Below are 14,792 nucleotides of genomic sequence, written 5' to 3' on the forward strand. Positions count from 1 at the left end.
CCCGCACTACCACTCGATTCGAGGCTTGTTTATTTTATCGTTCAATGCTATCAATAATGTTCTGTAACATCACAAAATGGTACTACTATGGACGGTAAAATTGAAAAACAACCATTAACATTGACCCTGCTCGGCACCAATACAGAGTATTATCCAGAGCTAAAGAAAATAGCGAAACGCACTCCCTATACCAAAGGTGCTAAGGTATCCGATTATCCTAAAGGTGAAACCCTAAGCATTCTCTCTTCATTAATAAAAGCCCCGGCAGCGAAACGAAGCACGAAGACAGATGCCAAAAATCCCTACGCCTTGCAAGCAGACGAAATTACCGTAATTAATGGCCCCAAAACCGATGGCTCCAATGTCGGGGAAAAAATTGCCCATGGATTAGCAGCCATATTAAATGCCGTGAGCCGCGGGCAAATAAAAATCAATCTATTGGCCCATAGCAGAGGAGCAATAGAAGCTATTTTAATCGCGCATGAATTAGAAAGTATCCTCGCCATAATAGGTAGCTGCGCTAGCTTTAACGAGGTATTAAAAAATCTCAGCGAACAACAAAGTAAACGGCGTAAGGGCCCACCAGCCAATAATACTCCCGATATCATCGAACCCTTAAAAGCACAAATCAATCTAATCGCTCAGACAGAACAAGAATCCTGGTTTAATAGCTTAAAAAGCAACATAGGTGATATATCTTTAAGCTTATTCGCCGTTGATCCAGTTCCTGGCGATTGCTTTCCGATTACCTGGTATGACGAGCGATTTTTTGTCCTTCCAGCACTCATAAAGCACAGCGAATTCATCTATTATAGCAATGAACATTCAGACAGAGGATTTACGCCAGTATTTCCAAGTTTAGCCGATCCAGAAAAACAACGTTTTGCTTTTTATTCCATGCCTGGACACCATGGTACCGGCTCCAGCGGAAATAATGGCTCGCAACAAGACATCATAGTAGCTCCACAAGGCTACAAAACCACCCACGTGCAAAAATTAATGATTTACAAAATAATTCACTTTTTAACCCAACACAACGTGAGTTTTAATGATGGCAAACAAATATTCTTTCAACACAGCGCCTTAGGTAAAAAGTATATGGAAGCTGGCGAGGAAGCACAAAATATCAATTTAGCGAATCTCGATTTTCCTGCTATTTTGCGCATGCTATATAATAAAATACAAGAAAATCAAACAGGCTACGAAGCCTACAATGCCACCCACTACTCCTTCATGGGCCATAACAAACAGCGCATGATGCTCTATCAAGGCCATCGCTACGCGCTCTTTGATGATTACTTTACCGCCTACACCGGTTATGTCAACGAAGAGCATGCTTTACTAATACAGGCCTATTTTTTTAACTTATTTGGTCTTGATAATAACAAAACGAATCTAATTGAAATGCTTAATACCGCCGGAGCGGTTTTAGAAAAAAACATCATCAATCTCGTCAATGACGAACCCTCTATTTTGCAATCAGAATTGACTCGAGGCAGGATATTAGAAACCTTTGGTATCGTCATCCAATTAGTGAGCCAACAATATTTAACCCACTACTGGGATGCTAACCGCAAGCAAGAAAAAACCGAACTTTATCAAGCGCTACTGGCTATTCTTAATAAATTCGCAACCCTACCCAGTGCGAACCATCTAATCATGCAACAGTTTTGCGCCGCCTTGATGAACTTGTGCTTCGTCAACATCAACAGTACTTTAGTTTTACATGCTCAAGAATTAGAAAAGGAATTTAATTGTCTACAAGAGTCCGTAGACGATAGGCTCCAGCATTTCTTTACTGCAATTTTGACCCAATTAAATCATCTGGAAAACAGTCCGCAAGCAATGCTCGACGAAATAATCAATAATACAGCTTACAAACAATTACCCAATTCCCCGATAACACCTAAGCTAAGCTACATTTATCATCAACTTCTCGGTAAAGGCGTAGAGCAATACAGTATAGAACAGCTAAGCAAAAATTATGCGGAACAATTTAGCCATAGCATAGAGGAATTCAGTAAGCTTTATTTGCGCCTGCAAACGCTGATTGAGGACTTGGCCACGCTAAGGAGTATGGTCCCTACCGCGTATATTGAAGTGGAAGAGCTTTCTCTACTAACTAAAATACAAGCACTAACGGCCACGGCTGCCGAACGATATTACCAAGTCCCATCTCCAGCATTACCACCCAAAGCACCCAAAGATTCATTCCCCTATCTAGCCGAACAGCATGCAATAAAGCATTTTAATTTAGTCGATCGCTATCAAGAACCTACGCCTCCTAGTCTATGGTACAAAATGTTTTCCTTTTTCAGTAGCACAAGAAACTCGACTGGTGAACAAGAAGGCAATTGCGTCGAACTAGAAATAATCCCCGCCGAACCCCATTAAATTGAGCACGGGACTGGAAACTACGCAGTATTATCTCCTTAGCGTTTTCGCAAGTCCTTCATTTTTTTTAAAATATTACTTGTAATAATTTTTATGCGTACTAAAGTTAAAAGTTCCACTAAAATAAAGACGGAGAGATAATTTATGACGGAGCATCGGTGTTTCTTTAATCATGTTAAAAAATACTGCTCATATATAACCTTGACTATATTTACGCAGATCAATATGGCGCAGGCAGAAACTGCTTTAGGCCAAGGAATATATTATGACAATCAGCAAATTTCTAAATTAGCACAAACCTATCCTTCTCGGGTTTCAAAAGATGCTGGTTACCCACTAATCAATAATTATTCCACTTTAAAAATGTTATTTAGAGGCAGTCAATTTGGATTGGCTAATAAACCTCCAACTACAGGTATGTGGTGGACGCCTTTACTTGCCGTTGATAAACCTAGCGGACAAATTCAAGACAGTGATTATTTATCACCATTACTTTTGATTCCTAATCCTCTTACTGTGGGTTTAAGCGATCAAGGTATTGCCATGGGAATTCCATTACAAAAAGCGAATGTGGATACGGCACATATAGACAGAGGTTATACCAATACTCTAGACATTACCGTGACCACAGGGGATTTAAAAGGCACCGCCCCTTTGGTTTCTGATTATTCAGACTGGATGGTCAAAGCACAATGGGCCACTAATAATACGCCCTTATTAACAGCGAATATTATTGAAGGCTCGCCTTTTATCTTTGTTGAAAAGAAAAACCGGCAAGCTATTTCTTATTTGCAATTCAATAACTCCCAAGAGGCGAAACTCCTGGCACAGCAAAATGGAGCGAGTCTATTTAAAACTAAGAATGCTTCCGAGGGGAACTATCATTACTACGCCTATTATTCTAATCCTAATAAGGCAGCTAGCAGCTGGAAAACTGCCTCTGGTGTAGTAATTGTTCCCACCAATCAAGGAGGAAGCGGAACTATTGTTCCTGCAACATTAATCAATACGAATGATACGGATAGCTATTTTACTCTAGCAGCTATTCCTGCTGCATCCGATGCAGAAGCCATTCAATTGATGGGCCAATTACAGGCATATGCATATACCGTAATTAATAATACGACGATTAGCTATGAATATGACAAAGCAAATGCGCAGGTAATAACGCATTTTAATTTCACGACACAAACTACTTATAGCAATGCATCGGTACAAAAGCAGCCTGCGATAATGCTTTATCCCTGGCAAATTAAGAATATGAGCAGTGCGGATAAAGCCAATTGTTTATTAAACGATGAATGCAGTAGTAACAAGGGAGTAATTCAAACCTTGAAAGGAACCATGCACTTGTATGCCGTTCCCGGTACTGCATCCTTTACTACTCAAGTACCATTTAGAGGGATATTACCGGTATTACCCAGTAAGTTGAGCCAGAGCGATTTAACTAAAATTGGTAGTTACTCTTTTGCAATGCCAGCTGATCCACATCTGGATTCAAAAAATCCCTGGACTGATACTTATGCTACCGGCAAGTTATTAAGTCGCGAAGCACAATTAATTAAAATCGCTGATATGTTGATGCGTGCAGATAGTGCCTCCGCAACAAAATATCAAAATATTAGAAATACATTGCTAAAGCAACTCAAAGGACAAGTTACTAGTTTTCTAACCGGTTTAAACTATACGGATGCATGTCCTGGAGGCGCTAGTGATTGTGCACGCGCTCAAGCAAGCTGGTTTTATAGCTACAATAATGACTGGCATACAATGATGGGTTTTCCTAGTGGCTTCTTTACCGCCACCACGTTAACTGATCATGGCTTTCACTGGGGGTATTTATTAGACTCAGCAGCCACTATTGCTCAATTTGATAAAACTTGGGCGCAACAATATGGAGGAATGGTTAACTTATTAATTCGTGATATTTGTAACTACAAATATGGCGAAGATGGTAATGAAGCCACGCAATTCCCTCATTTCCGTAGTTTTGATCCCTACTCAGGTTTATCCTCAGCGCTGGGCATGCCTTACAGCCTAGACAATATCAATGAGGAAGATAGTGCTGAATTTATGAACTTAGCACAGGCAATTGTACTTTGGGGTATAAATACTCAGGGGCTTAGTTTTGCTGGTGATAATAGCTCTCCTCAAGATCTTTTAGAGACTGGTTTATATTTGTATACCACTGAGGAGCAGGCACTCAATCATTATCATTTTAATCAAAATCCGAACTCGGGAGTGTTTCCTACTGGTTGGGCTAATAACACCACAGGGCAAACATACCTTACAGTAGGTAATGTGTGGGGTGGTAAGCAAGACCGTTCTACTTATTTTTGTGCAGGACAGCCTTGTTATTATCAAAATTTAGCGTCAAACACCTTGCCTCTTACTGCAGGCTCGTTGTATTTAGGATTCGATGCGAGCTTTGTTAATAGGGTTTACACTCAAGATGCTAAAAATCCTTGTAGTGGCGATCCTAAAAACTCAGCGTATTGCGGAACTTTACTGAAGTATTTGGCCTTAGGTAATCCCACCCTGGCATCTCAGTATTACGCACAATATTTTGAGCAACAAGGTAATATTCCTGATCCAGGAGAAACATTACCAAGCATCTATTATTGGATTCAAAATTTAAGAAACTTAGGTAACTTAAATTCCAATATCACTGCCGATACCCCCAGTTACGCAGCCTTTGGTGCAGGTAGCTCATTATATGTAGCTGCTTATAATGGAGAGAACACCGCAAAAACTGTTCATTTCTATAATAATGGAGCTCTAGCCTGTACCTTAGAAAATATTCAACCTGGAGTTACACAAGGAAAACTTTGCGATGGAGACACTCCTCCTCCCACAACCCAATTTTCTTTTACGCTCTACCTGGGTTATCCCTTTAAACCAGTATTAGTTAATAATACGATCCAATGCCCTGATCCGGTGACGAAAAACCCTGCATGTTTGCTCAAAAACATAGCAGCACCTTCAACGATGACCGTTGCAGGAAGTAATGGCAATTTATGCACCTTAACGATTGGTGGTGATGGTTCAGTAACCCCTGTAAATGAAAAATCTAAGGGCTGTTACATTAATTCCAATCCTGCTACACCGACTTCAGCAGGAACGATTAATTTACCCGGTGGATTTTAAACTCATTTAGCCCGCCTTTACTGAGCTATGAGTTAAACTATGAAACGCTACGCCCATGGTGCATTAATGCACCATGGGCGTACAGACGCCATAATCGCCTTGTCGTGTCCCCACCAAAAGATAGTGGTTAGACAAGCTCACAGAAACCGTCTAAATTAAATACTACGTTAAAAGTATACTTAACAAGGAAGATGAAATGAAAGAACCTATAGAACCTCCTCGTCCTCTTGAGCCCGACGAACCACAACCTGTTCATAATCCAGAGGAACCATTAAAATAATAGTAATTTCGGCGTTTCATGTGGCCAAATAACTCTTGATGCAAACGTCAATCAAGAGCAATTCTCTTAGCCGGGGACTTTAATGAGCTCTCCAGGTAATGTTTTACTGCAACCATATCAAGTTTATTAATTCCCTTGCTCAAAAATTTTTATATAAAGCCTATATAATCGCGCATCGAGTTAGCTATTTTAATATCCGACTTTTCAATCGCGTCACCTCATCTTGGCTCTAAGATTGTTGAAGGAATATACTGATTATTGTTTAAACTAGACATATAATCCCTATCAATGTTATTGATGTAGTTTTTAGCCTGCCAATTGATCAAAATACGTTCACTTTGCAAGTTATTATATCCTCTATAAAAGTGATGCATTCAGATGAAAAAAAATATTTTTATAATGGCCTTGTGGATTGGTTTATGCAGTTTATTTTCTTTACATAGCGAGGCGGCAATACCCGTATTTGAAATAAAAGCGGTAACGAAAGTTCCCCCACAATTATTAGCAAACCGTATGCTATCGGTTCAATATACCGTAAAAAATAACAGTAAAAAATTGCGCACGTTAACATTAAAACCGATACCCGGAGTAGAGGAAGTAGCGGGAACGGCTCTTTGTCACAGCCCATTTAAGCTGGCGCCAGGTCAGTCTTGTTTTTTAAATTTGAAACTTAACGCCTCCCAAATGGGAGCAGGGATTCACTCAGGTCCGGTGCTTTGCCAAACTAAAGGCACTACCAATATTCCTAACCCTCTGCAGTGTTATAGTCCATCATTGGCGGAGCAATTGAATATCAAGATTATTCCTTGCGCGAACAACAGCTGCCTCAATAAAACAACCGAGCTTTTATTGCGCAACATAACCCGCAGTTATCAACAACAATACCATATCCCTGGCGTATTGGCGGGCATCTGGATACCTGGGCAAGGACAATTAATCATTGAAGATGGGGTGGCCGATATCAGTACCAGCCGGCCAATTAGTGCATTAGATCATGTACGAATAGCCAGTCTCACAAAATCGTTTACAACCACGGTAATTTTACAATTAATTGAACAAGGGTTAATAAATTTAAGTACACCGATTAGCAATTTAGGTTTTACGATACAAAATAATGGCGCAACCATTGCCCAGTTGGCCAATATGCGTAGCGGAATTTTTAATTACAGTGCCGATCCTAACTTTCTGCAAAACTTAGTTGATAACTTTTTAAGAAAATGGTCGCCACAAGAGCTGGTTACTATTGCAAATGGCAATGCTATTTATTTTGCGCCAGGAAGCGATTGGCATTATTCCAATACGAATACCATTATCCTGGGAATGATTGTCGAACAGTTAACTGGAAATTTCATTGGTAAGGAGATTTACCAGCGAATCATTCGCCCCTTGGGCTTAAATGAAACCAGTTATCCGACAACACCGGCAATGCCAGTTCCGTTTGCAAAAGGATATGCCGGCACTGATTTGGAAGAAGTAACGTATGTAGACCCATCTTTTTCAGGAGCAGCCGGAGGAATGATTTCCACCCTCGGGGATTTAAAAACCTGGGTAGAATCTCTAGCTACAGGAAGCCTCTTATCAACACCAATGCAACAACAGCGCATCAATAGTCTTTTACCGATTAGTTTCGACCCTTGTGCTGATAATGATCCTTCACGCCCACATCCAACCTGCCCAGAATATGATAATTATGGCTATGGGATGGGCTCAATTAACGGGTGGCGCGGACATACCGGAGATTATTTTGGTTATTTATTATTAATGATGCATGAGCCCAATAGCAAAGCAACCATTGTGATTGTAGTTAATCTATCTGGAGTAGGAACTCATATTCCCACGGACTTATTTAGAGAATATCTAAACATTATTAACCCTTAACCGACACGAGCCAGAGGGATGAACATTTTGAAGCAAAGGCGTTTCGTTCCTTTCTGGCCTCTCATCAAATTGAATATTTAGGGGGAAATAACTCTAAAAACTATAAAATCGTCAATCGCGACACCAATCTTTCCTATGTGTTGAAAGTAGACCATCGACTGAATATGCCAAGAAATGCAGAAACCTATTTACGAAATCAAATTCCCGAAAATTTCACGCCAATCACGGCCGAACGTCAAGTAAGCGCTGCCGATAAACAACAGACAAAATGCTGCACCCTACTGGTTATAAAATCCTATCTTCATAGATACAGCTCTCCAGGATACTCTATACGTAATGCTCTATGTTGGACTTAGCTTGTTCTTATTTTTCCATATAAATCCATATTTAATTTATTTATTCTTATTACTCAATGAATTAATTCATTTTATTTTCTAAATCAAACGCAAAGACTGCCCCCATAGGTACCATAGGCACAAGCCTAAGGGCTTAGCCTCACATTTGGATTAATCATCAATTGCCCCCTAAAACTTAATGCATTATCATTATAAATGATAGGCTGCATTTGATGCGTCATTGTTATATCAATAAAATATCGTACAAAATAAAATAGACTGCTTCTACCTTTCATTAAACCAAGTAATTTATATTGAATCGTTAATAATGTGATATCTGTTTTTTGTACCAACAACATCAATATGTAAAAGAAATTCCTGCATATGAGAAATTTCAAGCTCATTTCAAAATTAAACTTAGCCAGATTTAAACTATTATGCTCCTATGCTAAAATCACAGCTTAATTAATAAGAGAGCTGCTGTATGAGTATCGTGACGCTTTTCGAACAAATGGCCAGTACAGTTCACCATAAAGTGAATTTGAATGAATTACTAAAAGAAAAAAACTCTGATTTACAACAAATAATAGAGAATAGTGATCCTTCGAAACTAAAAGCTCTGTTTAACGAAAAGGCGATACTTGCTGATCGCACCACAATTTTCGAACTGTAAACATCAAGACCGTTGTAGATATGGAAATAAGTCCAAATGTGTCCTCGCTCGTTGTAGTTGGGAGTGGGATTAAGTTCTTTTCTCATTTAACTACCGAAGCAATTACCTATATACAGCAGTCGGATGTTGTTCTTTATTTAGTAAATGACCCAATTTTAAAATTATGGATACAAAAACAAAATAAAAATACTGAGACATTGGACTTTTTATATAATTCGAGTTCTTTACGCACGGAAGTTTATCAGCGTATTACAGATTATGTTTTAGGTCATTTATATCAAAAAAAACATGTCTGCTTTGTTCTGTATGGTCATCCAAGTCTATTTTCCAGACCAGGATTAAAGGCGGTAAAACAAGCACAAAAAGAAGGTTATTTTGCAAAAATTTTACCTGCGATTTCCGCAGAGGCCTGCCTTTTTGCTGATCTACTAATCGATCCGGGCTCTTTAGGATACCAATCTTTCGAAGCAACAGATTTTTTAATTCACCAACGCAAGTTTGATGCCTCATCCCATTTGATTTTGTGGCAAATTGATGCGATAGGTATTGTTGATCAGGAGTCCACAAATAATAAAAAAACAGGTATTTTGCTCTTACTAGATTATTTAAAACATTTTTATAACTCTGAAGATAAAATTATTATCTATGAAGCAGCGCAATATCCTGGCTTTGAACCCAAAATAACTCGAATACAATTACAACATTTACCTGATATCCAATTATCAGCTATTTCAACCTTATACGTCCCACCAATAAAAAAAGCTCGGTGCAATGACATGGTATTAAGCGCATTAGGATTAAAATAAAATGACGGATTATTTAATAACCTTCGCTAAAAAATATGCAACAAACTACAAAGGATTACCCATACTTTGTTGGCAAGGTATTATTTTAATGATTCTCAATACGCTTACTATCGGTATTTGTTTTTTCTTATCGCTGTATTTCGTTAATGTTCGGCACTTTACCCCTTCCATCTCCGGATTGCTTCTCTCCTGTTATGGATTAGGTACAGTATCTGGTGGACTCATCGCGGGTAAACTATCAGACAAATTTTCGCCTAGACTTATTTCGCTCGTTAGCCTTTTCGCGCAATCTGCGGCGTTTTTTCTTTTAATTTATTTACAATCGTCTTTTACACTAATGGCTGATTTATTTTTGCTTGGACTAACTGCTTATGGATTTAAAACATCCAATAATGTTTGGATGCTTAGCATGTGTAGAAATGATACTGACTTACGTTATAAAACCATTAGTATTTCTCATGTTGGAGCTAATTTTGGGCTAGGATTATCTGGTGTTCTCATTGCTAGCATGAGCCCGTATGGTTTTCAGTCGATTTTTTATCTATCAAGTTTATTGCTTTTATGCTCTGCGCTTTATCTTCAATTCCAAAGCCATACAACCACCCATGTGTCATTATCAACTTCAGCCCAATATCATAACAAACATTCTTATTCAAATGCATCATCAATGATCTTATTATTAATTATTTCATGTGTTTTTCTTATCGGATTAATTATTGCACAGTTAAGTGCTACTTACCCTCTATATATCCAAGATTCATTTCCGCAGTTAGGTATTAATGCCGTGAGCATTTTATTTATTTTAGACACCCTCCTAATTGTCTTTTTTCAGGCCCCCTTAACTACGTTAGTAAGCAAACAAAATAAGCTATTGGTAACAGGATTTGGCGCGTTATTAATGGGATTGGGAATGCTAGTTTTAGCTTATTCTAATGTTTTTGCGCTGGCTATTCTCTCTTGTATTATTTGGACAATAGGTGAAATGCTGTTTATCTCTACAGCCCAGCTTCTCTGTTATGAACTAGGAGGCAATCAAAAAAAGGGACAAAGCTTAGGGTTATTTCAAACTACATTTGCTGCAAGCAATGTGATAGGCCCAATTATAGGCGGCATCATTTATCAAAGTTTTGGCGGGAACTTACTCTGGTATTGCAGCATGTTCATTGGGACAATGTGTTTTTTGTTGTGTTGGTATTTCAGCAGAACCTATTCTGACACACCCTCTTAAAAAAGATGCGTCTGCGGCAAAGGATGCTTCTACTTTTTCTGGAAAGAGGGTCTCGTTGAACCGACTATCACTATTTAATAACTCAAGAGAATTTCTAAGTATGTTATGGCTATCTATAGCATTATGAAAATAGCTGAAGTTGACCATTTTAGCTATTTGCCCAAAAACAGTATCAGAAGATAATGCCTTGTCTTTTGATAATTCTTCAATGAAAATATTCATGATATGTTCCAGCTCACGCATTTCATTTATTGTGCTGGATGCAAGCCTTGATCTTGGCGAGAATATACGCGTAGCGGGGTGCTGTAACGAATAATATGTAGGAAAGTAATCCGTTTCAAAATTAAAATATTTAGGTTGCATCACCGTCGGCTTATATTTTTTTAAGCCATAAGACTCCACAAAAACTTGCTGCAAAATATCTACAGGTAAAGCATTATTATCTGTTGCCGGAGCATACCCTGGAGTGGCTCCCAAGGCCGTAGCGAATAAATGTTTCGCAGTATCAACAAGGTAAGGGTTAGGTTTTAAATTACGGTTTTTTTGTATGACTGAAAAAGTAATGTCATAGTAAATTCTATTTCGTTCATATTCATATCGATACCATGCCAATTCATGCAAATATTGTTTTAACGTTTTCCAAGCAACATCATTATGCAAGCTGGTTAGCCAATTTTCCGAAAAATAGACAATACAACAACGCCAATCTGAGTTAATTATATCGCTATTAACAACCTCTTTAAAAATTTTCCAATGCTCATATAGAGATTTTGCTGGTCGGCTTTTAATATTAAAATCACGTTGTAAATTTGTATGATTTGCCGTTGCTCCTATATTAGGCAACATAAATGCTGAGCGCGCTCCAGCTGTTGAAGATAGTAATCCATTAGGCGTATAAATATGGCCTTTCCTTTTGTTTAAAATAGTTGAGAGAGGGAAAATATCCCCTGGTTTAAAAACAAGCCATGGGATCGTAATTTGTTCATTTTTCAAATCGATAAAACACTCAAGCTCCTTCTCAAGAATCATACCTAGCGGCGTACCATTTGCACTGTATCCGAGATGTTTAACAATGTCTTGTGGAACATCGAGATCCGTAATGCGATAGTACCCCCCCTTTATATTGGGAAATAAGGAACTACATGTATCCGCATCAGTATCACCATACGGATAGTAAGCGATATAGAGAGGGAAAGATTGATCTGGGGACAACTGATCTACAATCGCCGTAAAAGTCGGCTCTACTTTGGCGAAGCGTTGACGAATATCTGACCAAAAACATTTAACCAATCCATTTCGCTCATCAACCGCTGTAAACATCAATCAACATCCTTGCTCTATAGATAATTTCTAACAAAAATCATCCGATTCTAATTCTACAAAAATAGCTCTGTCAATTAAATAGAGTCGATATTGCCCAAATTGGGCATTATTAGGTTTTTAAATTTACATGAAAATAAAATCATTTTTTTGTTTTATCTCCAATGTTTTAATGCACTGAGTCCAAGCTCTAATGGAAAGAACATCTTTAGCAATCTAAGAGTGAAATGAAAAAAGATGTTGTAGTCATCAAGCCTAACTTCAATGGAAAACTTATCTTAAGAGGTTGCACAGGCACCTCTTAAGATAGGGATTAATTATTTTTGAAACAGATATGTACACTATTCAAGATTAAATGCCATGAATTACTTCGAAACTGATGAATCTACTTGACGGCTCTCATTATTGGCACTTGATTAAAATAAATTTGAAAAGAACGTTGGAGTTATAGCATGGGATGTATTGTAGAGTTTAATGACAATCTAAGATTTGATTTTATTCAAAATAAATGTAGGCAAAAACTATGGATTGATGCTCTATTACAAACTACTAGAACAGGTATTGAACATTTAGCCTTTATTCTTGACCTATCAACGGAAACAATAATTCAAGTACATCAAGGCAAGCATTATCTTGAGCCGGTCTCAGCTGAGCGCTTGGGGCAGTTATTCTTAATAACTTTTGGAACTTAAAGTTAACTCCAATCACATTCATGGGCACCGATGCCACCTCAATTACTACTAGAAGGTATTTCCTCTCCTGATATAGATATATGTATCCTGACTTACTTACTATGGACACTGGTGTTCTTCATTAACACTAGAAAAGTAAATGCTTGCTTTAGGCTTATTGATGAGTTTTATCTATTTTTACAACAACAATATAATCCAAGATACTCACCAATTTTTGACAAACTAAATTGCCCAGTGGCATAAGATAGTCTGATGCCTATTACTTAGTAGTGTATTGATACAATCAAAAAATTATGAGCTACGCTTTTTGATAATCGAATTTAAATATGTCTATGATCAAAATAGCACGCCCATAATTTTTTCAGTTGAGGAAACATTCGCTGCTTTTCTTTATTTTATCAAGCATTCCCCTACATCAGTGAACAACGTCATTTGAAACCTATAATTACTTTCTATACCCCACATCTATGACCTTTCCATTTGTAGGATCTACTAATAACTCATCCCCATCCCAATTAAAAAGTTTAACGAAGTGATCTTTTGCAATTATCGATGTATAAGGACTATCATCATATATATGCCTTCTTTTTTCGACCCGCCATATAATATTTCCAGATTTTGAAACCCCATATACATTTTCATTAAAACATGTACCCGGGTCTGGCTCGATTCTGATTACTAAAACATCGTCGATGCATAATACATCTGCTATTGGCCAATCAAAAATAACATCTATTCCAGCTTCATTCATTTGTAGAATATTATTGTTTACAATATGGTTAATCGAGTGATTCATTATAATGGCCTTATATCTTTGAATAATTGAGATGGTAATCGCTGTAGCAACTCGTATTGAATAGCTCCTCCATGTCCCCAGTTTAGTTGAGGTGCCACACGACCAATACGGATATTAGTACCTGCAGGAACATAAACATTAGATACGTAAGTTGGCAGCTCGGGTAAGGCAAATTTATCTTTAATTTGCATTGGTGTTAGCCCTTCAATTTCATGAGGTCTCATCATCCAGGATCTTGCTTGGTTTCCTTCTCCATGAACCCGAGAGAATACACGTTCTTTTTTCAATATGATGTCACGGGCCCTTGAGCCTACGGTATAAGGAGGGAAGTTACCTTTTGTGAGATAGGGTGCATTTGCCTCAGCAGCAGGAAGAGAGCCAGTTAATTTCTTACTGTTTGATATCTCTTTTACAGACTTGCAAGACTTGACCCCATAGGCATACAGGGTATGCTAACGTGCCTCCAGATAATGAGAGGACTCAAAAAATAGAGGAAAACCCACCTACCTTGCGCCTTGAGGAACCAGACATTGGCGCACTTCCGCTGCATTACAGAATAACAAGTGAAACCAATTTAAATTTCTACAAAGAATATAAATGACAAATAAATTTATTTACCATTTATATTCTTTTTTCAACTCATTATACATAAAGTCACATGCATCATTTTCATTATCAAATTCTGCAATATCAATTATGTGCCCTCTGCTATTATAAACAACCTTCCATTTATCCTCATTTGAAACAAGACACATACACTCCCCTTCTTTTACTCCATTCACATTGAACGAAATTGAGGGTACATTGCGATCTAATAATTTTTTTTCTAATTCGTTTCTATTCATAATTTAAAATTTCTCTCGTAAATATCCATTATCTAAATACCACTTAACAGGCTTTGGTAGTTCATGTTGAATTGCCATCCCCTCTTTTCCAAACCACGGAGCAGCCCTCCCTGTAGGAATGTTCCGAATTTCTTTAACTACTTCATACACATTATAGGGATCATTTATCTTAGCTGAAGGCAGGCAACTATTACTCGGCATATTTAAAGAGGGTTCTGATAAGAAATGCAAATTAGCTAACTCAGGGGTTAAGGATGGTAACTTGTGACTTATAGCCCTGCTTGTCATAAACATGTTGTTCAGTGACACGCCCCGCTAAATCATAGTCTTTGGCTTGAATCCTCTTCCCATCCAAAGAAAGCTCTACGAGCTGATTAGCCAGATTATACGCGTAATGA

The 14,792-nt window shown here is 38.0% G+C and carries 12 protein-coding genes; 7 read left to right on the top strand and 5 right to left on the bottom strand.

The window, feature by feature from the left end; translation table 11 throughout:
* The first annotated feature begins 87 nt into the window (after positions 1-87).
* From J2N86_RS13635 to J2N86_RS13660, 6 genes are all read left to right on the top strand, one after another.
* The gene (locus J2N86_RS13635) at positions 88-2,394 is read left to right on the top strand and encodes a hypothetical protein (RefSeq protein ID WP_252580018.1); all 2,307 of its coding nucleotides are present in this window, start codon (positions 88-90) and stop codon (positions 2,392-2,394) included.
* 225 nt (positions 2,395-2,619) lie between these two features.
* The gene (locus J2N86_RS13640) at positions 2,620-5,541 is read left to right on the top strand and encodes a glycosyl hydrolase (RefSeq protein ID WP_252580019.1); all 2,922 of its coding nucleotides are present in this window, start codon (positions 2,620-2,622) and stop codon (positions 5,539-5,541) included.
* Positions 5,542-6,199: 658 nt separating this feature from the next.
* Positions 6,200-7,699, top strand: a complete 1,500-nt coding sequence (locus J2N86_RS13645; protein ID WP_252580020.1) for a serine hydrolase domain-containing protein — start codon at positions 6,200-6,202, stop codon at positions 7,697-7,699.
* A gap of 819 nt (positions 7,700-8,518) precedes the next feature.
* Complete coding sequence (locus tag J2N86_RS13650) at positions 8,519-8,707, top strand: hypothetical protein (protein ID WP_252580021.1); 189 nt, start codon at positions 8,519-8,521, stop codon at positions 8,705-8,707.
* A gap of 20 nt (positions 8,708-8,727) precedes the next feature.
* Positions 8,728-9,513, top strand: a complete 786-nt coding sequence (locus J2N86_RS13655) for an SAM-dependent methyltransferase (RefSeq protein ID WP_252580022.1) — start codon at positions 8,728-8,730, stop codon at positions 9,511-9,513.
* Position 9,514: 1 nt separating this feature from the next.
* Positions 9,515-10,741, top strand: a complete 1,227-nt coding sequence (locus tag J2N86_RS13660) for an MFS transporter (RefSeq protein WP_252580023.1) — start codon at positions 9,515-9,517, stop codon at positions 10,739-10,741.
* Here the strand turns inward: J2N86_RS13660 and J2N86_RS13665 are convergent.
* The gene (locus tag J2N86_RS13665; RefSeq protein WP_252580024.1) at positions 10,652-12,061 is read right to left on the bottom strand and encodes a hypothetical protein; all 1,410 of its coding nucleotides are present in this window, start codon (positions 12,059-12,061) and stop codon (positions 10,652-10,654) included. The two genes, J2N86_RS13660 and J2N86_RS13665, sit on opposite strands and share 90 nt — an antisense overlap.
* 452 nt (positions 12,062-12,513) lie before the next feature.
* Here J2N86_RS13665 and J2N86_RS13670 point away from each other — a divergent pair, with 452 nt between their 5' ends.
* Positions 12,514-12,753 carry a hypothetical protein gene (locus J2N86_RS13670; RefSeq protein WP_252580025.1) on the top strand — a complete coding sequence of 80 codons (240 nt, stop codon included), beginning with the start codon at positions 12,514-12,516 and terminating at the stop codon, positions 12,751-12,753.
* Positions 12,754-13,198: 445 nt separating this feature from the next.
* On the opposite strand, the gene J2N86_RS13675 is transcribed toward J2N86_RS13670, so the two are convergent.
* From J2N86_RS13675 to J2N86_RS13690, 4 genes are all read right to left on the bottom strand, one after another.
* A complete protein-coding gene (locus tag J2N86_RS13675; protein ID WP_252580027.1) occupies positions 13,199-13,549 on the bottom strand; it encodes a hypothetical protein in 351 nt (116 codons plus the stop codon).
* Complete coding sequence (locus J2N86_RS13680) at positions 13,549-13,836, bottom strand: hypothetical protein (RefSeq protein ID WP_252580028.1); 288 nt, start codon at positions 13,834-13,836, stop codon at positions 13,549-13,551. Before J2N86_RS13680 ends, J2N86_RS13675 begins: the two co-directional genes overlap by 1 nt.
* A 327-nt stretch (positions 13,837-14,163) precedes the next feature.
* A complete protein-coding gene (locus J2N86_RS13685) occupies positions 14,164-14,394 on the bottom strand; it encodes a hypothetical protein (RefSeq protein ID WP_252580030.1) in 231 nt (76 codons plus the stop codon).
* A gap of 3 nt (positions 14,395-14,397) precedes the next feature.
* A complete protein-coding gene (locus J2N86_RS13690; RefSeq protein ID WP_252580031.1) occupies positions 14,398-14,682 on the bottom strand; it encodes a TNT domain-containing protein in 285 nt (94 codons plus the stop codon).
* Positions 14,683-14,792 lie beyond the last annotated feature (110 nt).

Origin of the sequence: Legionella lytica (genome assembly GCF_023921225.1) — a bacterium.
GTDB classification, from domain to species: domain Bacteria; phylum Pseudomonadota; class Gammaproteobacteria; order Legionellales; family Legionellaceae; genus Legionella; species Legionella lytica.

Coding starts and splice junctions, on each gene's coding strand:
- J2N86_RS13635 (WP_252580018.1), top strand. CDS start 88: ATGGACGGTAAAATTGAAAAACAACCATTAACATTGACCCTGCTCGGC.
- J2N86_RS13640 (WP_252580019.1), top strand. CDS start 2,620: ATGGCGCAGGCAGAAACTGCTTTAGGCCAAGGAATATATTATGACAAT.
- J2N86_RS13645 (WP_252580020.1), top strand. CDS start 6,200: ATGAAAAAAAATATTTTTATAATGGCCTTGTGGATTGGTTTATGCAGT.
- J2N86_RS13650 (WP_252580021.1), top strand. CDS start 8,519: ATGAGTATCGTGACGCTTTTCGAACAAATGGCCAGTACAGTTCACCAT.
- J2N86_RS13655 (WP_252580022.1), top strand. CDS start 8,728: ATGGAAATAAGTCCAAATGTGTCCTCGCTCGTTGTAGTTGGGAGTGGG.
- J2N86_RS13660 (WP_252580023.1), top strand. CDS start 9,515: ATGACGGATTATTTAATAACCTTCGCTAAAAAATATGCAACAAACTAC.
- J2N86_RS13665 (WP_252580024.1), bottom strand. CDS start 12,061: ATGTTTACAGCGGTTGATGAGCGAAATGGATTGGTTAAATGTTTTTGG.
- J2N86_RS13670 (WP_252580025.1), top strand. CDS start 12,514: ATGGGATGTATTGTAGAGTTTAATGACAATCTAAGATTTGATTTTATT.
- J2N86_RS13675 (WP_252580027.1), bottom strand. CDS start 13,549: ATGAATCACTCGATTAACCATATTGTAAACAATAATATTCTACAAATG.
- J2N86_RS13685 (WP_252580030.1), bottom strand. CDS start 14,394: ATGAATAGAAACGAATTAGAAAAAAAATTATTAGATCGCAATGTACCC.
- J2N86_RS13690 (WP_252580031.1), bottom strand. CDS start 14,682: ATGACAAGCAGGGCTATAAGTCACAAGTTACCATCCTTAACCCCTGAG.